Annotated in this window: 21 protein-coding genes; 8 read left to right on the forward strand and 13 right to left on the reverse strand. The window is 46.2% G+C overall.

The annotated features are described in order from the left end of the window. Positions 1 to 42: 42 nt before the first annotated feature. The 4 genes from U0358_RS00860 to U0358_RS00875 all read left to right on the forward strand — a co-directional run bounded on the left by U0358_RS00860 (position 43) and on the right by U0358_RS00875 (position 6,043). A complete protein-coding gene (locus tag U0358_RS00860; protein ID WP_317498089.1) occupies positions 43 to 1,581 on the forward strand; it encodes an HAL/PAL/TAL family ammonia-lyase in 1,539 nt (512 codons plus the stop codon). 93 nt (positions 1,582 to 1,674) lie between these two features. Further along, on the forward strand, positions 1,675 to 3,813 hold the full coding sequence (locus tag U0358_RS00865) for a prolyl oligopeptidase family serine peptidase (RefSeq protein ID WP_322406696.1): 2,139 nt from the start codon (positions 1,675 to 1,677) through the stop codon (positions 3,811 to 3,813). 119 nt (positions 3,814 to 3,932) lie between these two features. Then, on the forward strand, positions 3,933 to 4,841 hold the full coding sequence (locus U0358_RS00870) for an SPFH domain-containing protein (RefSeq protein WP_322406697.1): 909 nt from the start codon (positions 3,933 to 3,935) through the stop codon (positions 4,839 to 4,841). 263 nt (positions 4,842 to 5,104) lie between these two features. Next, the gene (locus U0358_RS00875) at positions 5,105 to 6,043 is read left to right on the forward strand and encodes an EAL and HDOD domain-containing protein (protein WP_411161936.1); all 939 of its coding nucleotides are present in this window, start codon (positions 5,105 to 5,107) and stop codon (positions 6,041 to 6,043) included. Here U0358_RS00875 and U0358_RS00880 read toward each other — a convergent pair. From U0358_RS00880 to sufB, 7 genes are read right to left on the reverse strand one after another with little or no spacing between them, the layout of a single operon-like run. Further along, complete coding sequence (locus U0358_RS00880) at positions 6,040 to 6,453, reverse strand: SufE family protein (protein ID WP_322406698.1); 414 nt, start codon at positions 6,451 to 6,453, stop codon at positions 6,040 to 6,042. The genes U0358_RS00875 and U0358_RS00880 overlap by 4 nt on opposite strands. 44 nt (positions 6,454 to 6,497) lie before the next feature. Beyond that, positions 6,498 to 7,031 (reverse strand): putative Fe-S cluster assembly protein SufT, encoded by a 534-nt coding sequence (sufT, locus tag U0358_RS00885; protein WP_317498094.1) that lies wholly within the window; start codon positions 7,029 to 7,031, stop codon positions 6,498 to 6,500. A gap of 14 nt (positions 7,032 to 7,045) precedes the next feature. Then, the gene (locus U0358_RS00890) at positions 7,046 to 7,402 is read right to left on the reverse strand and encodes a HesB/IscA family protein (RefSeq protein ID WP_317498095.1); all 357 of its coding nucleotides are present in this window, start codon (positions 7,400 to 7,402) and stop codon (positions 7,046 to 7,048) included. 16 nt (positions 7,403 to 7,418) lie between these two features. Further along, positions 7,419 to 8,636 carry an aminotransferase class V-fold PLP-dependent enzyme gene (locus tag U0358_RS00895; protein ID WP_322406699.1) on the reverse strand — a complete coding sequence of 406 codons (1,218 nt, stop codon included), beginning with the start codon at positions 8,634 to 8,636 and terminating at the stop codon, positions 7,419 to 7,421. Further along, positions 8,633 to 9,883 (reverse strand): Fe-S cluster assembly protein SufD, encoded by a 1,251-nt coding sequence (sufD, locus tag U0358_RS00900; protein ID WP_322406700.1) that lies wholly within the window; start codon positions 9,881 to 9,883, stop codon positions 8,633 to 8,635. The genes U0358_RS00895 and sufD overlap by 4 nt, the downstream gene beginning before the upstream one ends. Beyond that, a complete protein-coding gene (gene sufC / locus U0358_RS00905; RefSeq protein ID WP_322406701.1) occupies positions 9,880 to 10,644 on the reverse strand; it encodes a Fe-S cluster assembly ATPase SufC in 765 nt (254 codons plus the stop codon). The genes sufD and sufC overlap by 4 nt, the downstream gene beginning before the upstream one ends. Positions 10,645 to 10,647: 3 nt before the next feature. After that, entirely contained in the window at positions 10,648 to 12,084 is a 1,437-nt protein-coding gene (gene sufB / locus U0358_RS00910; protein ID WP_317498099.1) for a Fe-S cluster assembly protein SufB, read from the reverse strand. 353 nt (positions 12,085 to 12,437) lie between these two features. Between sufB and U0358_RS00915 the strand changes: the two genes are divergently transcribed. After that, positions 12,438 to 13,085: a helix-turn-helix transcriptional regulator gene (locus U0358_RS00915; RefSeq protein ID WP_322406702.1), complete on the forward strand. Its 648-nt coding sequence runs from the start codon at positions 12,438 to 12,440 to the stop codon at positions 13,083 to 13,085. A 22-nt stretch (positions 13,086 to 13,107) separates the two neighbouring features. Here U0358_RS00915 and U0358_RS00920 read toward each other — a convergent pair whose 3' ends face one another. From U0358_RS00920 to U0358_RS00940, 5 genes are read right to left on the reverse strand one after another with little or no spacing between them, the layout of a single operon-like run. Continuing rightward, positions 13,108 to 13,869 (reverse strand): CsgG/HfaB family protein, encoded by a 762-nt coding sequence (locus U0358_RS00920; RefSeq protein WP_322406703.1) that lies wholly within the window; start codon positions 13,867 to 13,869, stop codon positions 13,108 to 13,110. 10 nt (positions 13,870 to 13,879) lie between these two features. After that, positions 13,880 to 14,266, reverse strand: a complete 387-nt coding sequence (locus U0358_RS00925) for a curli assembly protein CsgF (protein ID WP_322406704.1) — start codon at positions 14,264 to 14,266, stop codon at positions 13,880 to 13,882. A 13-nt stretch (positions 14,267 to 14,279) separates the two neighbouring features. Beyond that, on the reverse strand, positions 14,280 to 14,657 hold the full coding sequence (locus U0358_RS00930; protein WP_322406705.1) for a curli production assembly/transport protein CsgE: 378 nt from the start codon (positions 14,655 to 14,657) through the stop codon (positions 14,280 to 14,282). A gap of 60 nt (positions 14,658 to 14,717) precedes the next feature. Further along, positions 14,718 to 16,205, reverse strand: a complete 1,488-nt coding sequence (locus U0358_RS00935) for a hypothetical protein (RefSeq protein ID WP_322406706.1) — start codon at positions 16,203 to 16,205, stop codon at positions 14,718 to 14,720. Between the two features lie 23 nt (positions 16,206 to 16,228). Beyond that, entirely contained in the window at positions 16,229 to 16,639 is a 411-nt protein-coding gene (locus U0358_RS00940) for a curlin subunit CsgB (RefSeq protein WP_322406707.1), read from the reverse strand. A gap of 313 nt (positions 16,640 to 16,952) precedes the next feature. Between U0358_RS00940 and U0358_RS00945 the strand changes: the two genes are divergently transcribed. Continuing rightward, the gene (locus U0358_RS00945) at positions 16,953 to 19,484 is read left to right on the forward strand and encodes a S8 family serine peptidase (RefSeq protein WP_322406708.1); all 2,532 of its coding nucleotides are present in this window, start codon (positions 16,953 to 16,955) and stop codon (positions 19,482 to 19,484) included. A gap of 127 nt (positions 19,485 to 19,611) precedes the next feature. Here the strand turns inward: U0358_RS00945 and U0358_RS00950 are convergent, their stop codons facing one another. After that, entirely contained in the window at positions 19,612 to 20,622 is a 1,011-nt protein-coding gene (locus U0358_RS00950) for an isopenicillin N synthase family dioxygenase (protein WP_322406709.1), read from the reverse strand. A 202-nt stretch (positions 20,623 to 20,824) separates the two neighbouring features. On the opposite strand from U0358_RS00950, the gene U0358_RS00955 reads away from it, so the two are divergent. Further along, positions 20,825 to 21,541 carry a YebC/PmpR family DNA-binding transcriptional regulator gene (locus U0358_RS00955; protein WP_322406710.1) on the forward strand — a complete coding sequence of 239 codons (717 nt, stop codon included), beginning with the start codon at positions 20,825 to 20,827 and terminating at the stop codon, positions 21,539 to 21,541. A 73-nt stretch (positions 21,542 to 21,614) separates the two neighbouring features. Then, positions 21,615 to 22,313 (forward strand): OmpW/AlkL family protein, encoded by a 699-nt coding sequence (locus tag U0358_RS00960; RefSeq protein ID WP_317498102.1) that lies wholly within the window; start codon positions 21,615 to 21,617, stop codon positions 22,311 to 22,313. Position 22,314: the final 1 nt, after the last annotated feature.

Genomic DNA, 22,314 nt, shown 5'->3' on the forward strand with positions numbered 1-22,314 from the left:
GAGCCAGTAATTTAAAGGTCAAACAACGATAATAGAGCTGTGATGAAGAAAAACGTATGTTTTGGTGCAGGCACCTTAAGAATTGAAGATATTGTCCGGCTTTCTCGATGTGAGTCAAAAGCAGAACTAAATTCAGACCCTTTATTCCGGGAGAGGATTCAGGCCGGTGCGGATTTTCTCGAAAAACTCCTGTTGGAAGATGGTGTCATTTACGGAGTAACCACTGGCTATGGAGACAGCTGCACAGTAGGCGTTCCCGCTGACTTAGTTGATGAACTGCCGCTGCATCTTACGCGCTTTCATGGGTGCGGCCTGGGCGAGCATTTTGATAAATCCACAGTGCGAGCTATTCTCGCGGTTCGTTTATGTTCTCTGGCGCAAGGGTACTCGGGAGTAAGCTGGGAGTTACTTGAGCGACTGACCCTTATGATAAATGAGGATATATTGCCTCTTATTCCGCAAGAAGGGAGCGTTGGCGCCAGCGGTGACTTAACGCCTTTATCCTATATTGCCAGTGCGCTTGTTGGTGAAAATAAAGTGCATTTTCGCGGGCAGGTCATTTCAAGTCAGGAGGCTTTTAGCACCTTCGGGTTATCCCCCTATAAACTTAGGCCCAAAGAAGCTCTGGCACTGATGAACGGCACGGCAGTTATGACGGCAGTTGCTTGTCTGAACTTTGACAAAGCGGATTACTTCAGTCGTCTGTCGAGTCGTATTACGTCTTTGGTGTGTTACGCGCTTGGCGGAAACGCTCAGCACTTTGACGAACATTTATTTCAGGTTAAGCCGCATGTGGGTCAACAGCAGGTGGCTAAGTGGATACGCCATGATTTAGGGGAAATACCCACACAAAGAAATTCTGCGCGTTTGCAGGATCGGTACTCCATTCGCTGTGCGCCACATATTGTAGGCGCATTAAAAGATGCTTTACCCTGGCTCCGACAAACAATAGAAAATGAACTGAACAGCGCTAATGACAACCCCATTATTGACGCCGAGCGAGAACAGGTTCTGCACGGTGGTCATTTCTATGGTGGCCATATTGCTATGGCGATGGACACCCTAAAAACGCAGGTGGCTAATCTGGCCGATTTACATGACAGGCAAATGGCGCTGTTGATGGACCAGAAAGTGAATAACGGTTTACCGGCAAACTTATCCGCAGCCGATTCCTCTAGAACTGCCATTAACCACGGGTTTAAAGCGGTGCAAATTGGTTGTTCTGCCTGGACTGCAGAAGCACTAAAGCTGACCATGCCCGCCAGCGTCTTTTCCCGTTCTACTGAGTGTCACAATCAGGATAAGGTGAGCATGGGAACCATTGCGGCCCGCGACTGTGTGAGAGTTCTGGACTTAACTGCACAAGTTGCTATCGCGACTCTTTTGGCTTCTTGCCAGGGTGTTCGGCTGAGGCAAAGAATAAACGGTGCTCCGGAATCGTTATCTGCAGAGGTGGAAGACATGCTAAGCGACATTGAAAAAGAATTTGCTCCGGTAAAAGAAGACCGTGCGCTTGAGGATGAACTTCGTTTTTGGCTGGAGCAATTAGCTGAAAAACGCTGGACTTTGTACACACCTTGATACGTATTTATGCTACTTTCTAACTGAAGACTTTGCTAAATTAAAGTGCGGGTTAAAAGAATTTCCTATAGAGAGTCGATAAGGATAATAACAATGAAATATCTACTGGGAGCAGTTGCAGTCAGTTTGCTGACAGCCTGTTCACAAAATGCTGAAACAGAACAAGAGGCGAATACGCAATCTATGTCGTATCCGGAAACGCGTAAAGGCGATGTGGTTGATACCTACTTTGGTACCGAAGTTGCGGACCCATATCGCTGGTTAGAAGATGACCGTAGCGAAGAGACTGAAAACTGGGTTAAAGCGCAGAACGAAGTCACTTTTGCACATCTTGAGTCCATTCCCTATCGTGAGAAAATTGAAACGCGTCTGACCGAGCTGTGGAATTACGAGAAAATCAGCGCGCCGTTTAAAGAGGGCGATTACACCTATTTCTACAAAAACGACGGCTTGCAGAATCAGTACGTGGTGTACCGGCAGAAAGGTGACGAAGAACCGGAAGTGTTTCTGGATCCGAACACCTTTAGTGAAGACGGAACAACCTCGCTGGCACAGTTAACCTTTTCTGACGACGGTTCGCTAGCGGCTTACTCAATTTCTGAGGGCGGCAGTGACTGGCGTAAAATTCGGGTTATTGACGCCGAAACCAAAGAACAGCTGGAAGAGCCGTTAGTGGATGTGAAGTTTAGCGGCGTTTCCTGGGTTGGTAACGAAGGTTTCTATTACTCAAGTTATGACAAGCCAGAAGGCAGTGAGCTCTCTGCAAAAACCGATCAGCATAAACTGTATTACCATGAGCTGGGTACGGACCAGGCTGATGATAAACTGGTGTTTGGTGGAACGGATGCTGAGAAACACCGCTATGTTGGTGGCTCAGTAACCGATGATGATCGTTATTTACTCATTTCAGCGGCTAATTCAACCTCGGGTAATAAACTGTTTTTAAAAGACCTGACCGATGCAGGCAGCGAACTGGTGACAATTCTTGATCATACAGACTCTGATACTCGCGTATTAGATAACGATGGTTCAAAGCTTTACCTTGTGACTAACTTAGATGCGCCGAACCAGCGCGTTGTGACTGTTGATGCTAGTAATCCAGCGCCAGAAAACTGGGAAGACTTTATCCCAGAAACGGAAAACGTGCTAAGCGTCTCAACCGGTGCCGGCTATATCTTTGCCGAGTACATGGTGGATGCTGTGGCTCAGGTGAAGCAATACGCTTATAACGGCGATATGGTGCGTGAAGTTCAGCTTCCGGGCGTAGGCAGTATTGGTGGCTTCTCAGGTAAGAAAGAAGCGGATGAGTTGTACTACACCTTTACCAACTACAGCACACCGTCAACGATTTATAAGTTTGACCCGGACCAGGGCGGCTCTGAAGTTTATGCTGAGTCTGGTGCCGATTTTGACCCGGCAAACTATGAATCAAAGCAGGTGTTTTATACGTCTAAAGACGGCACCGAAGTGCCTATGATCATTACCTACAAGAAGGGCACTAAGCTGGATGGCTCAAACCCGACAATCCTGTATGGTTATGGTGGCTTTAATATCAGCCTGACGCCTTCGTTCAGCATTGCTAACGCAGCCTGGTTAGAAATGGGTGGCGTTTACGCCGTTGCTAACTTACGCGGTGGCGGTGAATACGGTAAAGACTGGCATAAAGCGGGTACCAAGCTGCAGAAGCAGAATGTGTTTGACGATTTTATCGCTGCGGCCGAGTATTTAATTGAGAAAGACTATACTTCACCGGAGCGTTTAGCCATTCGTGGTGGTTCTAATGGTGGCTTGCTAGTCGGTGCGGTCATGACTCAGCGTCCTGAACTGTTTGCGGTCGCATTACCGGCAGTTGGTGTTCTGGATATGCTGCGTTATCACACCTTCACCGCTGGCGCAGGTTGGGCATACGATTATGGTACAGCCAATGACAGTAAAGAAATGTTCGAGTACTTGTTGGGCTATTCTCCTGTTCATAACGTGGAAGAAGGCGTGGCTTATCCGGCAACGCTGATCACTACGGGTGACCATGATGATCGCGTGGTTCCTGCGCACTCATTTAAGTTTGCGGCGGAGCTTCAGGACAAAGCGGGCGGTGAAAACCCTCAGCTTATTCGTATTGAAACCAACGCTGGACACGGTGCTGGGACACCGGTTTCAAAAACCATTGAGCAGTATTCCGATATCTTTGGTTTTACTTTGTATCACATGGGGTTTGAAGAGCTTCCTGAGTAACTTCTGATCAGCAAAGGCTTCGCTATAAACGGCGACGCCTTTGCGTTGTTCTTTCGATATTTTCCTCGTTTCCCGTTAATCTGTTTTCACTCCCACTCTCGTATTGTAAGGATTCAATTATGAACAATGATTTTAATATTATGTGGGTAGTTGCCGCTGTAGTTGTTTTACTCTTACTGATAGCGTCGGTGCGCATTGTGCCGCAGCAAAGCGTGTATCTGGTTGAGTTGTTCGGGCGTTATCGGCGCATGCTGACGCCGGGGCTTAACTTTATTATCCCGCTTATTGAGCAGGTTGCTCACAAACAGTCAATGAGAACGCGGCAGCTGGATGTCGATGTTGAGACCAAAACAAACGATAACGTGTTTGTTATTGTCCGGGTGTCAGTGCAGTATCGCGTGAGCAATGAAACCTCAGTTTATAATGCGTTTTATCAGCTGGAAAACCCCGAGTGGCAAATGCAGTCTTATGTGTTTGATACGGTGCGCGCGCAAATTCCTAAGCAGAATCTGGACGCCGTATTCGACAATAAAGATTCAATTTCTAAAGACGTAAAAGAGCAGTTGCGCGATACCATGGAAGAGTATGGTTTTGAGATTATTGCGTCGCTGGTGACAGACATTGACCCAGACCAGTCCGTTAAAGATTCAATGAACCAAATTAACGCGGCTGAAAGAGAGCGCCGTGCAGCAGAGCATAAAGCGGAAGCTGAAAAAATTATGCTGGTGAAGCAGGCTGAAGCCGACAAAGAATCGAAAATTTTGCAGGGTCAGGGTATTGCGGGTCAGCGTTTAGCAATAGCTGAAGGACTGCGGGACTCTATTGCCATGGTTACCGATCAGGCAAACGATATATCTTCTAAAGATGTCATCGATTTGCTGAAATTCACTAACTATGTCGATGTGTTAGGTTCTTTCGATACCGCCGCCAGTAAAGTGATTATGTTGCCACAGCCAACAGGTCAACTGGACTCCTTATCATCGGATATTTTAAGCGCAATGGAAGCGGCAAAAGAAGAGAAAAATTAATGTCTGATAGCTCTCCTCTACTGGCCTCACAGCCAATATACGATAGCAAAAATAAATTTTATGCGGTTGAGTTACTGTATCGTAACGCTCTTAATTTAACGGCTGAAACCGTTGGTGATACCGCGGCAACCAGCGAAGTTATATTCAACTTTTGTGCTGGCATAACCAGTCAAACTGAGCATTACAACGCTACCGCATTTATTAACGTTTCTAATGACTTCCTTATTTCCCAAAGCTTTTTACCTGTAGGGCCGGATAAAGTAGTGATTGAGCTGGTTGAGCGGCTGAAGCCAACAAAAGCTATTGTTACGGCTGTAGCCAGGTGGCACGAAAAAGGTTTCCGCTTTGCGTTGGATGATTTTGAATTTGACCCTGCGTGGGAGCCACTTGTTCGTTATGCCTCCTATATAAAAGTAGATGTTTCTTCTCTCACTGTGGAACAGGCAAAAGCTTTCAAAGAAAAGCTAACCGGGTTTAAGGGACGTTGGCTAGCTGAGCGAGTAGAGGACGAGGAAACAAAAATTGCCTACGAGAAAATGGGTTTTGATTTGTTTCAAGGCTACTATTTTGCCAAGCCAACGGTTGTCTACGGCACAAGGCTCGAGCCGTCATCGTTGCAGTTAGCTAAGATATTGTCGTTATGTTTTGAAAAAGAACCTGATTTAACTGAATTATCACAACGGGTTTCAGAAGACCCTAAGTTATCTATCAGCTTGCTAAAAATCGTAAATAGTCCGCTTTATCCAACCGCTAGTCCTATCACGCGGGTAAAAGATGTCATCATGCGGTTGGGCATTGAAAAACTTCGCCGCTGGATTGCGTTGATTGGCTCGGTCAGTGTGAGCGGCCCAGAAGCGTCACGTATGATTTTGATAAGAGCCCAAATGTGTTACGAACTTTGTAAAAGACAGAAGTCTGAAAGTTTGGACCCAGATCAGTGTTATTTTGTGGGACTGTTGTCTGGCATTGACATTATGCTGGGCGTTGAAAAAGAGGCATTTTTCAAAGAACTACCGTTAACAGATGCTACTAAATTGGCAGTCAATCAACATGCTGGTCCGAAAGGCCAGTGTTTGCGAGTGGTATTGAAGCTAGAGAGATTGGTACAGATGAAAGAACGGCTTGATAAAGTCGATCCTAATCTACTCGCACTTTACCGAACCGTATCGTTTAATGTTCAGGAACTGTTTAACACCATTTAAGCCTGGCTGCTTTTTGCCAACTGCTGAATTCTTCCGACAATGGCGCGTAAGCCATTTCCGCGAGTCGGTGTAATGTGGTTTTCTAAGTCCAGCTTGGCAAAGTAGCTGTCGATATCAACGGCAAGAATTTGCTCTGGCGTTTTGTCGCGGTAAGCGGCCATAACTAAGGTCAGCAACCCTTGCACAATAACTGCGTCACTATCGACATGCAGTAACAGTTTGCCGTCTTTTTCTTCACTGATAAGCCAGACGTTACTTTGGCAGCCACGCACCAAATACTCTTCCTTATGCTGGCTTTCCGGTAAACCGGGTAAGGCCTTACCTAAATCAATAATGTACTGGTAACGTTGCTCCCAGTCATCTAAAAACTCTAAGTCATCAATGATTTCATCTGTACTGGGTAAATTCATGCTGACCAATAACCTTCATTTATAAGTTAAAAGAGTAGCTAACGTTAAAAGAAAACACCGGCTTCAAGCTGAGCTTCTTCACTCATCATGTCGCGTGACCAGGGTGGGTCAAAAACGAGGCCAACGTTCACATTTTTAACGTGCGGTACCAGAGAAACCCGATATTCAACATCACCCACTAAAACCGGACCCATACCGCAGCCGGGCGCGGTTAAGGTCATATCAATAGTAACGGTGCCTGAATCTTTATCAACCTCGACTTTGTAGATAAGCCCCAGCGACACTAAGTTAATAGGAATTTCCGGATCATAAATGGTTTCTAACGCTTCCCAGACCTGATCTTCTGAAACGCTTCCGTCTGCTGGTGGTTCAAAGTCGAGCTTTTCTGGTTTACGACCAATAGCATCCGCGTCAGTACCATCTATACGCAGCATATTGCCCTGAAAGGTGACGGTGTAATTGCCGCCTAAATCCTGAGTAATAGTAACGAACTCACCCTTAGGAATAACTTTCGGCTCACCCGTTGGTACGCGACGCGCTTTAACTTCGCGGGTGGTGGACACCATTTTCTGCTGCATAATTTAAACTTCCGTTACTGCACGTTGAAGCTTTCGCCACAACCACATTCATTGACTACATTCGGGTTGTTGAATTTAACCACGCCGTTAATGCCTTCTTTTACGTAATCAATTTCGGTGTTACGAACCAGCTCAAGAGCATTAGAAGCAATCGCGACTTTCAGGTTAGCATTAATGTCGACAACTTCATCACCGTCTTCCAGTGCATCGGCTGAACTGAGCACATAGGCATAACCTGTGCAGCCACTCTGTTTAGTGGACAGCCGAATGAATTTTCCGGGTTCGTCTTTTAAGCGTGACTCGAAATAACGTACGGCGTTTTCTGTCATCGAAATTAAGGAAGACGATGGTACAAATGTTTCTACAGACATGAGTCTCCTCCTGCCGTTAGGCTAGCATTAAACGAGCTTTGTTGATGCCTTCGAACAGCTTATCAACCTCGTCTAACGTATTATAAATGGTAAATGACGCTCGCGCAGTACCTGGTACATTCAGGCGTTTCATAAGCGGTTGAGCGCAGTGGTCACCAGTACGAATGGCAATACCTTGTTTGTCCAGCAAAAAGCCGATATCAGCCGGGTGTGCACCCTCTAAAATAAAGCTTAACACGCCAATTTTATTGTCAGCGTGACCAATAATGGTTAAGCCATCGGTTTGCTCAGCCAGCTCGGTTGCGCGTGCCAGTAAGGCGGTTTCGTGAGCCAAAATGTCGGCTTTATTAAATTGCTGTAACCAGTTTATAGCTGCCGCCAGACCAATGGCACCAGCGATATTTGGCGTACCAGCTTCCAGTCGGTTGGGTAATTCACCCCAGGTGGCGTCCTGGTAACTGACTGTGGCTATCATTTCGCCGCCGACTAACCATATAGGCCAGTCTTTTAAAACCTCATAACAACCCCAGAGTACGCCAATGCCGGTTGGACCGAACAGCTTATGGCCGGAAAACGCGTAAAAGTCACAACCAATGTCCTGCACATCGATAGCACCGTGCGCCACGCCTTGTGCGCCGTCAATCATAACCAGAGCATTTTTGGCCTTGGCGGCAGCGGTGAGCTCTTTAATTGGGTTAATGGTACCCAACGCATTTGAAATATGCGGCATTGACACGAAAGCCGTGTTTTCACTCAACAGAGCGTGAAACTGCTCGGTATTCAGTGAACCATCTTCGTTAACAGGGACGACTTTTAACGTGGCGCCAGAACGCTTACACGCCTGTTGCCAGGTGACCAGGTTCGCATGGTGTTCCATTTCGGTCACCAGTACTTCCTCGCCAGCTTTTAAGCGCTGAGCAACACCATTAGCAACCAGGTTAATACTCTCGGTGGTGCCGCTGGTCCAGATAACTTCTTCCTGACGATTTGCATGTATGTAATCAGCGACGGTTTTACGTGCCGCTTCGTAGCGACGGGTGGCTTCATCAGAAAGATAATGAGCTCCGCGATGAACATTGGCGTTGCACTGAGTATAGTAATCCGTCAGCGCGTCAATGACGGCTTGTGGTTTTTGCGTGGTGGCAGCGTTATCCAGATAAACCAGTGGTTTACCGTTTACCTGCCGCTGCAGTATCGGAAACTGCTCACGAATTTGTGCAACGTTCAGGCTCATTGCTTCTCCATCATACTTTCAAAGCGGGTTTTCAAAATAGGCTGCAACCAGTCGGCCAGGGCTTTATTTGGCATCTGGAACACCATTTCCTGTACGAAACCAAAGTTGAGCATAACCAGGGCTTGTTGCCTGTCGATGCCACGGGTCAGCATGTAATACAACGCTTCTTCATCAATTTCAGCAACCGTTGCACCGTGCGCGCACTGTACATCGTCTGCGTAGATTTCGAGCTCTGGTTTCGTATTAATTTGTGCACCACGGGTCAGCAGCAAGTTGCGGTTATTCAGTTCGGCCAGCGTTTTCTGTGCATCACGATGAATATGAATGCGGCCGTTAAATACTGCTTTTGCCCGGTCGCCAATAATGCCCCGGGCGTTCTCTTCGGTCGTGCCGTTAGGTGAGGCATGTTCAATGGTGCTGTGCAAATCAAAGTGCTGACGTGGAGCCAGTAAATACACGTTATTAAACTTAGCAAAGGCATGTTCGCCAGCGTGTTCAATATCCACGTCCAGACGCGTTAACTGACTGCCGTAGCCAATTAAGGTGCTGTTCATTTTGGCATGATCGTGCAGCTTAAAGTGACTGCCGCCAATGTGAATCGCTTCGCCTTCGTGCAGGGCAAAACGGTAGTGCTCTAAACTCGCTTTCTCGGCAATGTCGTACTCGGCAAAAGCCGTGTTTAAGCTATTACCTGAACCGCTACCGTGCTCAATAATGGTTGCCTGCGCATTTGCACCAACACGCACCAGCGTGCGTTGATGAGACTCGATACCGGCTGACGCAAAGTTAACGATGCGGATGGGCTGTTCAATTTTAGCGCCAGCGGCAATGTCGATAACAACGCCTTGCTGCGCCAATACATCGTTCACCAGACCAAACAAATGACGGCTGGGTTTTACTTGCGCAAAAATAGCTTCAGCGGGCTCACTTGGTGCCGACAATTCACTAATTGTCACGCCTTCTGGCAGCTTAAGTTTGCTGATGTCGGTACTAAGCTGGCCGTCGACAAACACCAAGTCCAGGCTGTTTAAACCTTCAATCACTGGTGCTTCGGCTGTCGTATTACCGGTACCGGATTTTAGATCTAAGTCAGCAACCGGATGCAACGACGTATAACGCCATGCTTCGGTGCGGCGTGTCGGCCATTGCTGTTGCTTTAACGTGTCCAAGGCTTGTGCCCGGACCGGAGATAGCCAATCGTCAACGGTCGAGGCACGCTCTAGAACGTGGTTTAACCATTGACTCATGCATCTGCTCCTTCTGCTTCAGCTTCAGCTAACCAGGCATAACCTGAGGCTTCAACTTCTTTAGCCAGTTCAGGACCGCCACTTTTCACAATCTTGCCTTTAGACAGGATGTGAACATAGTCTGGCTGAATGTAGTCCAGCAGGCGCTGATAATGCGTAACAACAATAAAGCTGCGCTCACCATCACGTTGACTGTTAACGCCATTGGCGACAACTTGCAACGCATCGACGTCCAGACCTGAGTCAGACTCGTCAAGAATGGCCAGTTTAGGCTCCAGCATGATCAACTGCATAATTTCGTTACGCTTTTTCTCACCACCGGAGAAGCCTTCATTGACACCGCGTTTTAAGAAATCGAGCGGTAATTCAACCTGTTTGCAGGCTTCTTTCGCTTTTTTCAGGAATTCAGCAGAGCTTAAAGCGTCTTCGCCACGAGCTTCACGCATGGCATTCACGGATTCTTTCATGAATTCCATATTGCTAACGCCCGGTATTTCAACAGGGTACTGGAATGCCAGAAAGATACCGGCCTGTGCGCGCTCTTCTACTTCCATGTCCAGCAAGTCTTTGCCGTCCATTTCAACGCTGCCACTTTCAACTTCGTAGCCGTCGCGGCCAGATAAAACGTAACCTAAGGTACTTTTACCGGCACCGTTAGGACCCATAATGGCATGTACTTCGCCGGGTTTTATTTCCAGATTCAGGCCTTTCAAAATGGTTGTTTCTTCTACACGTGCGTGCAGATCTTTAATCGATAGCATGTTTTACCCCACTGAACCTTCAAGACTGATTTCAAGCAACTTACCGGCTTCCACCGCAAACTCCATTGGCAGTTCGCGGAATACCTCTTTACAGAAGCCATTTACAATCATTGAGACTGCTTTTTCAGGGTCCAGGCCTCGTTGCCGACATAAGAATAATTGATCGTCACTCACCTTAGAGGTGGTGGCTTCGTGCTCAACAATCGCGGTTGGATTGCTGCTTTCAATATACGGGAATGTGTGTGCACCGCACTGGTCGCCAATAAGCAGTGAATCACATTCGGTAAAGTTACGCGCGCCTTCAGCACCAGGGCCCATACGCACCAGACCACGGTAAGCGTTATTACTGCGACCAGCGGAAATACCTTTGGAAATGATGGTCGACTTGGTGTTTTTACCTAAGTGGATCATTTTGGTGCCGGTATCGGCTTGTTGTTTTCCGCGGGTTAATGCGACCGAGTAGAATTCACCAACGCTGTTGTCACCTTTAAGAATACAGCTTGGGTACTTCCAGGTAACGGCTGAGCCTGTTTCTACCTGAGTCCAGGAGATTTTAGCGTTTTTCTCACACAGGCCGCGTTTAGTGACAAAGTTGTAGATACCACCTTTGCCGTTTTCATCGCCCGGATACCAGTTCTGAACGGTAGAGTATTTTATCTCTGCATCATCCAGTGCGACCAGCTCAACTACGGCTGCGTGTAATTGGTTTTCATCGCGCTGCGGTGCAGTACAACCTTCCAGATAACTAACATGACTGCCTTCTTCGGCAACAATCAAGGTGCGCTCGAACTGACCGGTGTTTTGTTCGTTTATGCGGAAGTAAGTTGATAGTTCCATAGGGCAGCGAACGCCTTTTGGAATATAAACAAATGAACCATCGGTGAATACGGCGCTGTTCAACGCGGCAAAAAAGTTATCGCCACGGGGAACTACGGTTCCCAAGTATTTCTTAACCAGATCCGGGTATTTATGAATGGCTTCAGAGATAGGGCAGAATATCACGCCGGCTTCTTCCAGCTTCTCGCGGAAGGTGGTGACGACAGATACGGAATCGAAGACCGCATCGACGGCTACGCCAGCCAGCATTTCTTGCTCATGCAGGGGAATACCCAGCTTTTCATAAGTGCGCAGCAACTCAGGATCAACCTCGTCTAATGACTTAGGTTTATCCTTCATGCTTTTCGGCGCTGAATAATATGAAATAGACTGGTAATCCACTTTGGGATAATCGACGTGTGCCCAGTCCGGCTCTTCCATTTTTAACCAGGTTCGATAAGCCTTCAGACGCCATTCCAGCATCCATTCGGGCTCTTCTTTAATCGCGGATAGACGAGCAATAACGTCTTCGTCTAAACCGATTGGGAAAGTTTCTGACTCTATTTCTGAAACGAAGCCTGCGTCGTATTTACGTGCAAGCGCCTGATCAATCTGTTCACTCATGATTTACCCACTCTAAAAGCTGCGGATGGGAGTTTCGCCCGTTACTGGACGACAGTATAAAATACTTGACTAAAACACTCAACTTTATCTGCTGACTAAGGCTTATGATACGGGATCAAAGCCCTTTTGTCGCTTATTTCGGACTTTGCGAGTGGGACTATATGGTGTGATCGTTTGTCATTGCATGCATTGCATTCATTTCAAATAGAGCGCTTGTTACATTTTGTAACATGTTATAGAGTGCAAAACTTTCTGAATAAAAATTAGTCATGTATTATAAATAGTCGCGCTTATTCGTTATAGGACGCTGTAATTTTAATGTCGAGTAAGTGTTTTTAACTTTAAGGGATGTTATGGCGCGTTTTACTCAGTTAGCTTTAATTGAACATCAAAAGCGTACGCAGAACTTGGGGTTGCTTGCCGAATCCTTAGAGATATCGGTTATCCACCGTACATTCTCGGAGTTGGTTGAGAGTTCGCCACTAGACAACACGATGGTTGCTTATTCGTTAGAGTCTGAACAGCTTTCGCGGGTCCACACTAATAACCAAATTGTGACTCTTACAAAGACTTATCCTCTTTTCCTAGTTAACGCACAAAAAGATACGGTTCTTCCTAACCAGGCATTAAACCTTGGTGCGCGTGGAATTATTTATGAAAATGATCCTTTAGATCGCGTATTAACTGCAATAAAAGTGATAGGTCAGGGGGAGCTTTATTACCCGCGCTCATTGCTTTCCGATAAGATTGAAGAGATGATGTTGCGGCGTCAGGCAGGTGACGATTCTTTTAGCAGCTTATCTCAAATTAACTCGCTTACCCCTCAAGAATTCAAAATTATCGAGCTGGTAGCGACTGGTGCGCGCAATAAAGAAATTGCGGAGCAGTTAAATATCAGTGCTCATACAGTAAAAACGCACTTGTCTTCAATTTTTAGAAAGACCGGAGCGCGTAACCGAGTTGAGCTTTTAAAGTGGTCGAATTACGCGACATCCGGCTAAGTAAAATTTGAAAACTCAGAAGTTAGCTCTCTGCCCGCCAGAATCCCTGCGCTTGTCCTTTTTCTATCAGTTCCAGTAGTGCTTTTTCCATAGCCTGTTTTACCGACAGTTGCACAGGCTCATTAGTAGAATAACCACCTTCAAACTCAGCTAAGCGGTTTAACGACACATAGCGGAATAAGCCAGCACGCAATTCTTGGGAAAAGACTTTTTTGCTTGCTGATACCGAGAGTAGGACCTGACCGGTGTACACGTCGACGGCGCGTAAATAAACAGATACCTGATCTTCACGATATAGCTCAGATGCACCAATACCGAAATATTCCGCACCAATACCACCGGTACTTACGTTGGTGTCGTAACTAATGATACCGCCTTCTAGTAATAGTCTTGCTTCACGTAGCGGCGGGAGATCTGAGTCTTTACTTGAATTGTGAATTTTCCGTTCAGTCAGCAAGTTCTGTAGGTTTTCACGTTCCATTGGCAAGAACCAACCGGACTCAAGCAGCATTTGTGTCAGCATTGACGTTGCACCTTGGGTGACTGCGGTTGAAAAGCTTGAAACATTAGCTTGAGGCTTATACTGACCGGTTTGATCACGAAATGCGTAAATTGAAACCGGAATGCGGTTTTTCGGAACCGGTTGTTCTTGGAGGGTTTCCATCATCGAGCTTGGTGCATCAATTTCTGCTGGAGTGATGTTTAAATCGGTTGGTTTTGGCATCATCGCGCAACCAGACATTACCAACGATAGAGCCATTAAAATAATAGTACGAATATTCATAGTCTTTCTCTTAAATCGCAGGCATTGTAATGACGGTTTGTTCACCGGTTTCATTATGAGTTATATATACCAGGACGCTACCATCCGGCTGACCGATAACTTCAACGGTGTATTCGCCAGTGTCATAAAGTCCCTCAACGATTTCGCCATCAGCAATACGACGAGTAAGGGAGTTAATGATGTTCCGCTCTAACGCATCTCTGAAACGATCAACAAAAGATCTGCTTTCATCGGGGGCAGTATGAGCATTTTGGCTTTGGGCTTTTTGCAAAAGGAAGCTGCCATTCATTGGGTTTCCGCCAAAACTTGGGTTTATCGGCTGGTATACAATTTCTGTAGCACCAACCAATGTGGAAGAGAGCAGTAAAGCTAGAGTGGTAATAAAGAGTTTTTTCATAACAAGCGCCTTTTTAGAATTTATTATGTTCTGGCGAATCGAAGACCGAGTCTGCTTTAATACGAGCAACCTGATTAATACTGATAAGGATGGCTTTTTCAGCCAGTTTTTTTACGTCATTATGGCGTCGCCCGAAATAGGTTTCGAACACCTTTTCTTGTTCCATTTCTACCCATAAGTAGGTTCCCGCTTGCGGATAAACGCGCTCATTGACAACAACTGTAATTCCGTTTGTTGAAGGAATGTCTCGCCAGTAGCTGGTGTAATAAAAGAAAAAGTCTTTGCCAAAACGCGATATCGTTCTGTCCAGAACCATGCCACCAAGCTCAATTTCGTCAGCTTGGCTGAAAGGAGTAATGAGAATGAGAGCAAAAATAAGTTTCTTTAACATAAGAGCCTAAAAAGCGGCTGCCAATAGCAGCCGCTTTGTCTTTTGGAGTTTAATACTTAATTAGTATTGAACAACGGTTGCTACGTTGTAGTCGCCTTGCTGATAAACACTCATAGTGTTGCCATCGCTAAACTGACCACCTGTAACGGTATTGTTGTTACCAATTTGTTCAACGTCAACGCTGCCATTATTACCGCCGACAATAAACGACCCTTCGTCACCGGCGATAACGTTATTGTTACCCTCCTGGACGAATGCAATAAGGTTGTCATTACCACCGATAATGGTATCGATTAAGTTGATGTCGCCAGTTTGCTCTGACTGTAGATCGTTACCAGAGGTAGTGCCTGCATCGTAAGAATATGCAAGCAAGGTGTTGCTGTCACCGTCCTGGTGTGAGTCAACGTCGTTGTCGTCACCTGCAATAACGATTTCAGCGGTGTTTGCATTACCGTATTGTTGGCTGGTCGCTTCGTTGTCTGCACCAATCAGGGCGACACCATTTAAGTTGTCGTCACCACGGCTGGAAATACGAATATTGTTGTCTTCGCCATACGACTCTGCAACCGCAATATTGTTGTTTCCATCCTGGTCGATATCAATGATGTGGTCGTCACCTTCCGTTGCAAATATTGCAGAGTTGTCATCACCCTCTTGATATGCATCAATCGTATTGTCGTTACCAACCATGCCTGTAGGCGCTTCTACGGTATTAGCATTACCTTCCTGTTGCACAGCTATTTCGTTTTTGTCCCCCTGAATCGGTTGAATCAGGAACTCGTTAGCTGAGCCATCTTGGTAAATGTCGATAAAGTTACCATCACCAGACAGCGACTGTGCAATGAAAGTGTTCAGTGAACCGGTTTGTTCTACATAAACGTCATTCGAGTCGCCATTAGCGCCAACAACACCGCCGACATTGCTATCGCCTTCTTGGAGAGCGACAAATGAGTTTAAGTTGCCAGTTGCATTGAAGTAACCGGCTTCGTTGGAAGTACCTGATTGGTCAGCTTCAAAGTAGTTGTCACTGCCTTCTATTTGGAAGTTCGCCCAGTTAGAATCGCCAAGTTGTATAATATCAGCGGTATTATAATCACCAGTTAGTTCAATAGCACCTTCGTTTCCAGCACCAGACTGTTCTACATAGGCAGAGTTATCATTACCGGTCAGAAAAACGGTAGATGAGTTAAGATCGCCTTCTTGCAGGCTGGTCAGCATGTTGTCATCACCAGTCACTTCCGAGTCGAAGATATTCCAGAAGCCAGACTGCTCACCTTCGACCAAATTGAAGTCGCCAGTGACGTAAGTATACGCTTCTTGAAAGTCGTCAAGTTGTAACAATGAGGTCTCGTTTCCTTCACCATATTGATCAGCGTAGGCCCAGTTGAAAAATCCGCCTTGTTCAACGTACATATCGTTGCCAAGTTCAACCGCATCCGAAGAGTCTTGGTTAATAACGGCAATGTGAGTGTCTGCATTCGCGTAACCGGAAAATGCTAATCCTAAAGCTAAAGCTATAGCACTTTTTTTAATGATCGTATTAGACATAATTGTTCTCCAATGATTTGTTCTTATTTGAACTGCGTTATGGACATTTCAGCGGCAGCACCTGTCTGCTGAATGGTTATTGAGTTGCCGTTCCCAAGTTGTTGAAGCTGAATAACATTGCTTTGCCCAACTTGGAGAATAGTCGCTGAATTACTGCGTCCAGATTGCTCTGCAGTGACAGAATTATTTAACCCTTGCTGTTCGACAGTCAGAGTGTTTTCCAATCCGTACTGAACGAGGTATGCATAGTTTTGCTCGCCTGCCTGGGCGATAGAAGTGAGGTTATAAGACCCTAGTTGAGCAATTTCTGCATGGTTTGCAAGGGACTGCCGCTCCAGTAACCCTGCTAGAGCAATAGGGGTCTCGTCAGCTGCTCCCGGAAGAGAAACCAACATCACCACTGTTGCCGTTAAAAGTTGTTTGAAAAAAGTCAAAGCGGAACACCTTTTGTTAATAATTCCGCTAACAAGGATAGCGACTACCTTGACGTTGGCAATCGTATGAATGATGTATTTTTAAAATCGTTTTTGAATGAAGATTTTCTTATTAAACAGAGGTTTAATTTGTTTTTGATGTTAATCCCACCTAAGTGTACTAGTCCCTTTTTCGTATTTAAATGTCATAACAGCAAATTTCTAACTTTTGGAATATTTTTTTGTGGAAAATATGCTAATTATAATTTTAGTGACGAGATGAGTAGTACGCACATTTGAAACATATTCCTACAACAATAATGAGGAAGGAAGAATGACGAATTTGAAAAAATTATTTGTCGGTGTATCCATGGCGCTTGCGGCAGGAACAGCAGTTGCAAATGGACAAAGCGCTGACGATGACTCGCTGCTAGTCGTTTTTAAGGCTTCAGCGACAAAAGAGCAGCGTCAGGACTTAATAAATAATGCTGGCGGTGCTTTGCGAGCACTTGACGATCGAGGGCGGGATATCGCAATGCGTCATATTGCTGATGGCCGTATTGCAAAAGTAAACGTGCGTAATGCAAAGCAGCGTGATGCGCTAATTAAGCGACTCTCGAACCATCCTTTGGTTGACGTGGCAGAGCCGAACTACATTATTTCAATTAATGACAATAAGCGCTCGGACTTTAATATTCTGGCAACGCCGGACGACCCAGCCTTCGACGACATGTGGGCTTTGGAAAACACAGGGCAAAGCGGCGGCACGCCCGGAGTCGATATTGACGCGCGTCCAGCGTGGGATATTACAACGGGTGATTCAAGCGTAGTCATCGGTGTTATTGATTCAGGTGTGGACTATACGCATCCGGATTTAGCCGGAAACATGTGGGTTAATCCAGGTGAAGTTTGCGGCAATGGACAAGACGACGATGGTAATGGTGTTATTGATGATTGCTACGGCTATTCGGCAGTAAACTCAAACGGCGATCCAATGGATGGCAACGGTCACGGTACTCATGTAGCTGGTACCATTGGTGCAAGTGCAAATAACGGTGAAGGCGTCACTGGGGTTAACTGGGATGTAGAGATCGTTGGCTGTCAGTTTTTGGGAGCCGATGGAACAGGCAGTACTGCGACAGCGATTGAATGTATCGATTACATGACCAACCTGAAAGTTAATCACGGTGTTAACTTGGTCGCGACGAACAACTCCTGGGGCGGAGGCGCTTACTCTGAGTCGCTTAAAACAGCTATCGCTGACAGCATCGATGCGGGTATCATGTTTGTTTCTGCGGCGGGTAACGACGGAATCGACTCTGACGTTACAGCAAGTTACCCAGGTGGTTACGACTTAGATGGCATCGTTAACGTTGCTAATACCACGCGTACCGATGCTATGGCTGCTTCTTCAACTTATGGTGCCGTGTCTGTTGATTTAGGTGCGCCGGGTACTGAAATTTTGTCAACTTACCTTGATGATGGCTATGCAACGGCGTCCGGCACCTCCATGGCAAGCCCTCATGTCGCAGGTGTTGCTGGTTTAGTGTGGTCCATTGCTCCTCACTTGACGATTGCTGAAGTTAAGCAGATTCTGATGGACTCTGGTGAGAGTAACTCTGCTTTAGCCGGAAAGACAGTGTCTGGTAAACGCTTGAACGCGTTGAGTGCACTGGAAGCAGCGGATCCGGATCCTGCTTATCGCTTAACGCTTTCTCCAGCATCTCAAGAAATTGTTGCTGGTGATAACGCCACATTAACGCTTGATGTCGGTAGTATTGCTGAATGGTCAGGTACTGTTGATTTAAACGTTTCTGCTGAACCTCAGCTTGATGTTTCGTTATCTTCAAGCCAAGCACAAAATGGTGAGTCGGTTGATGTACAACTGGCAACAACTGAAGAAACCGCATGGGGTGAATACGCTGTAACGGTTAGTGGTACGGATGCAGAAACTGGCGAGATGACCCGTGACGTTAGTGCAACAGTCTACGTTCTGCCACAGGGGTTATCTGATTTTTACTACGATGACACTGCCGGTGTTGATATCCCGGATGATGACAGCAGCGGTATTAGTCGCATAATCAATGTTCCTGAAACTGGTGTGGTATTCGGTGCTGATGTCAGTGTTGATATTACTCATACATGGCGTGGTGATTTAATTGTTACTTTAACCTCACCTGAAGGCACTGAGCATGTGTTGCATGACCGTGCTGGCAGCAGTGAAAATGATTTGGTACAGAGCTGGTCGCTGGATAGCTTCAATGGTGAAGATATGACCGGTGACTGGACGTTGAATGTATCAGATAACGCTGGTGCAGATACGGGTGTTTTGAACCATTGGTCATTGACGCTAACAGCTGTTGAGGAAGATGACGGTTTACCTGATGCACCCGTTGCCAGCTTTGAAGCTGATGCTGCTGATTTAACCGTAAACTTTACTAATACATCAACAGACAGCGACGGTGATATTGAGAGCTACTTCTGGGAGTTTGGTGACGGTAGTACTTCAACTGAGGCAAATCCCGTATATGCGTATTCTCAAGAGGGTACTTACGACGTTACTCTGACAGTTACTGATGCGACTGAGTTATCAGATACTGTTACCCAGTCTGTGACGGTTAGCCTGACGGATATTGAACTTGACGTTTACCGTTCACGCTTACTGCGCAGTGGAACCGCTTTGGTTGACTTGCGTTGGTCAGGCGCTGCCGGTGACGTAGACTTGTATCGTAACGGTGAGTTTGTTGAAACACTATCGAATCGAGGTCGTGCTCGTGATCGTTTTGAGTCTGATGGTAGTGATGTCGTTTACGAAGTTTGTGAAGCGGGTACGGAAGCTTGTGGCTCAGTAACAGTTAGTTTTTAATAACGCTGAGTTAAATAATTTTATCCGTATTACATAGGGGCCTTCGTGGCCCCTATTTTTACCTGCTATCAATATCACTTATAGTAAAGGCACAGCTTAACGTCCGGAAAGTGACAAAGCTTATCAGTTAGTACGAACTACACTTCAAAGTTTTTGGATAAAAACGCATAGACACATCGGGATGCGAACGCTTCCTGCCTTTCATCACGTTTTCGCCAACATTATGTAGTAATGGGTTATTCGGATCGCTGGTTGGCCCCTTAGCGTGTTTTGCTAAATGAGAAGGGAGTTTTAACACAGGAACCGAAGCATTCAGCTGAGCGGCCATGAAAAAAGCCGATGAATAACGGGTAACCCCAGTTTTAGGGCTGGTAACACGATGGTTAGTCGCTTTTAAATAACCATTAGAAGCCAGCTCCAGTAATTCACCAATATTCACCACAAAGGCGCCGGGGCGCGGAGCCACCTTGTACCATTGTTGTTCGTATTCCACTTCCAGCCCGCTGTTTTCGTCTTGCAGAACCAGGGTGAGGTAGCCCGGGTCTTTATGCGCACCAACACCCTGACCAGAGGCTTCTGGGCTACCGGGGTATTTAATAAGCTTGGTATGACGGTAAGGACCGTTGCTGATGGTTTCAGCCAATGCGTCAGCAGGTTGCTCGAGACTTTCGCATAACGCCTCTAAAAGCTGCAGAGACACTTCGGTTAGCTTGTTCTGCCAGGACAACAACTGGGTTTTCATGGCAGGCAATTGCTCTGGCCACTGGTTGGGTCCAATGAGTTTTTGCCATTCATGGCGTATAGCGGACGTAGCCTGAGCAGGCAGTTCGTCCATGATATCAAACTGCTCACGACGATCGCGCCGGCCTGCCGTCAACTCGGAGTAGTTTGCTGAGTAGCCGCGAAAATGCGGTGAATGAATCATCTGCACCTGTTTCTTTTCTACATCACTGAGTGCAAAAAAGGTTTTAGCGGTGTCCAGTACCTTAACTTGTTCTGCCAATGAAATACCGTGGTCTTCCAGGTAGAAGAAGCCAATATCACGCGCAGCTCTACCAAGGTCAGCAATGAATTGCTGGCGATCAGAAGCACTGAGATACAGTTTTCGCATGGATAATACAGGTATTGGGCTTTGCATAATTGACTCAACAGTTTGTTTCTGTCGCCGAGTTTACGTTGCCATGTAGCACAAACTGAAGAATCAAAATCTTCTATGGTAGACAGCTTGGCTATATCAATAATCTGCAATTAAGCCGGTACTTATTGCTGCTAGTACTCGACCAGTAACAGCTGCCTGTGTAAAATCTTTGGGTCTTTAATTAAACAGTGAGAAATTCAGAATGGGTCGCGCCTATCAAAACCGAAAAGAGTCTATGGCTAAAACGGCTAATGCAAAGAGCAAAGTTTATAGCCGTTATGGCCGTGAAATTTATGTTTGCGCCAAGCAGGGTGGTACCGACCCGGACGGTAACCTGGCGTTACGCGGCATGATAGATCGGGCCAAAAAAGACCAGGTTCCTGCTCACGTTATAGAAAAAGCGATAGACAAGGCTCAAGGCGGGGCAGGAGAGGATTTTTCTCCGGCGCGTTACGAAGGCTACGGTCCCAGTAACTGTATGGTTATTGTCGAATGCTTAACCGATAATCCTAACCGCACCTTCGGCGATGTCCGCAATTGTTTTACCAAAAGTAAATCAAAAATTGGCGCTCAGGGCAGCGTTTCGCATTCATTTGACCACTGTGCGATTTTTGCCTTCAAGCACGACAGTGAAGACGAAGTGCTGGAAGCCATGATGGAAGCTGATGTTGATGTTACCGACGTCGAATTCGAAGATGGTCTGGTTACCGTATTTGCGCCAAATACAGAGTACGCAGCAGCTCGTCAGGCCTTAACTTATGCGTTTCCTGATATTGATTTTGAAGCTGACGAAATCCAGTTTTTACCTCAGGTAACGACCAGCATAGCCGAAGATGATTTGCCAATGTTTGAGCGTTTGATGGATATGCTGAACGATTTGGATGACGTTCAAAACATTTACCACAATGCCGAACACTAGGTTGATTCAGATCAATTCGATTATTCGATAAACCTTATAAACTTTAGGGGTCTTCATTAACAAGGAGTTCCCCATGAAGCTTAAAGTATTATCGTGCGGTGTATTGTTAGGCTTGCTAAGCACTTCTGCATTAGCAAACGATTTCTCTATCAATGTTGGTGCTATCTCTGTCATGCCTGATGATAGCAGTGGGCACTTGAATGTTGTTGAGTCAGTAGCTGGTTTACAAGAGAACAGTACTGGCGCTGGTGTTAATACCAATACTCAGTTAGGTTTAACTTTTGATTATAAGCTAACTGAAAACTGGACGCTTGAGCTGGTTGCAGCAACACCATTCAGTCATGATATTACCGCAACAGGTTCGCTGGCCGGACTGAAAATTGGTAAAACCAAGCATTTACCACCAACTTTGCTGGCTCAGTATCACTTCGATATCGATAGCGATATGTTTAAACCTTTCGTTGGTGTTGGTGTGAACTACACCGCGTTCTTTGATGAGCAAGTTGACCCTCAGTTGCGCTCAACTTTAGGCAACTTAGGTGTTGTTGCCGATAATGACGATGTCTCCTTAGCTCTGAAAAACAGCTGGGGCTATGCTCTGCAAGCGGGTGTAAATGTCGATTTGAGTGAAAACTGGGGTCTTCATTTCATGGTTAGCCGCATGGATATCGATACCACAGGTGATGTTCGCGTAAACGGAAGCACCATTGAAAGTGTTGATGTTGATATCGACCCTTATGTCGCTATGGCCGGTGTTCGCTATAACTTCTAAA

Source organism: Idiomarina sp. PL1-037, assembly GCF_034422975.1.
Taxonomy (GTDB): domain Bacteria; phylum Pseudomonadota; class Gammaproteobacteria; order Enterobacterales; family Alteromonadaceae; genus Idiomarina.

What these genes read in the sequence shown, in the direction of transcription:
- U0358_RS00915 (WP_322406702.1), top strand. Translation starts at nt 12,438, where the DNA reads ATGGCGCGTTTTACTCAGTTAGCTTTAATTGAACATCAAAAGCGTACG.
- U0358_RS00920 (WP_322406703.1), bottom strand. Translation starts at nt 13,869, where the DNA reads ATGAATATTCGTACTATTATTTTAATGGCTCTATCGTTGGTAATGTCT.
- sufB (WP_317498099.1), bottom strand. Translation starts at nt 12,084, where the DNA reads ATGAGTGAACAGATTGATCAGGCGCTTGCACGTAAATACGACGCAGGC.
- U0358_RS00890 (WP_317498095.1), bottom strand. Translation starts at nt 7,402, where the DNA reads ATGTCTGTAGAAACATTTGTACCATCGTCTTCCTTAATTTCGATGACA.
- U0358_RS00955 (WP_322406710.1), top strand. Translation starts at nt 20,825, where the DNA reads ATGGGTCGCGCCTATCAAAACCGAAAAGAGTCTATGGCTAAAACGGCT.
- U0358_RS00950 (WP_322406709.1), bottom strand. Translation starts at nt 20,622, where the DNA reads ATGCAAAGCCCAATACCTGTATTATCCATGCGAAAACTGTATCTCAGT.
- U0358_RS00860 (WP_317498089.1), top strand. Translation starts at nt 43, where the DNA reads ATGAAGAAAAACGTATGTTTTGGTGCAGGCACCTTAAGAATTGAAGAT.
- sufC (WP_322406701.1), bottom strand. Translation starts at nt 10,644, where the DNA reads ATGCTATCGATTAAAGATCTGCACGCACGTGTAGAAGAAACAACCATT.
- U0358_RS00895 (WP_322406699.1), bottom strand. Translation starts at nt 8,636, where the DNA reads ATGAGCCTGAACGTTGCACAAATTCGTGAGCAGTTTCCGATACTGCAG.
- sufD (WP_322406700.1), bottom strand. Translation starts at nt 9,883, where the DNA reads ATGAGTCAATGGTTAAACCACGTTCTAGAGCGTGCCTCGACCGTTGAC.
- U0358_RS00935 (WP_322406706.1), bottom strand. Translation starts at nt 16,205, where the DNA reads ATGTCTAATACGATCATTAAAAAAAGTGCTATAGCTTTAGCTTTAGGA.
- U0358_RS00960 (WP_317498102.1), top strand. Translation starts at nt 21,615, where the DNA reads ATGAAGCTTAAAGTATTATCGTGCGGTGTATTGTTAGGCTTGCTAAGC.
- U0358_RS00930 (WP_322406705.1), bottom strand. Translation starts at nt 14,657, where the DNA reads ATGTTAAAGAAACTTATTTTTGCTCTCATTCTCATTACTCCTTTCAGC.
- U0358_RS00925 (WP_322406704.1), bottom strand. Translation starts at nt 14,266, where the DNA reads ATGAAAAAACTCTTTATTACCACTCTAGCTTTACTGCTCTCTTCCACA.
- U0358_RS00865 (WP_322406696.1), top strand. Translation starts at nt 1,675, where the DNA reads ATGAAATATCTACTGGGAGCAGTTGCAGTCAGTTTGCTGACAGCCTGT.
- U0358_RS00945 (WP_322406708.1), top strand. Translation starts at nt 16,953, where the DNA reads ATGACGAATTTGAAAAAATTATTTGTCGGTGTATCCATGGCGCTTGCG.
- U0358_RS00880 (WP_322406698.1), bottom strand. Translation starts at nt 6,453, where the DNA reads ATGAATTTACCCAGTACAGATGAAATCATTGATGACTTAGAGTTTTTA.
- U0358_RS00870 (WP_322406697.1), top strand. Translation starts at nt 3,933, where the DNA reads ATGAACAATGATTTTAATATTATGTGGGTAGTTGCCGCTGTAGTTGTT.
- sufT (WP_317498094.1), bottom strand. Translation starts at nt 7,031, where the DNA reads ATGCAGCAGAAAATGGTGTCCACCACCCGCGAAGTTAAAGCGCGTCGC.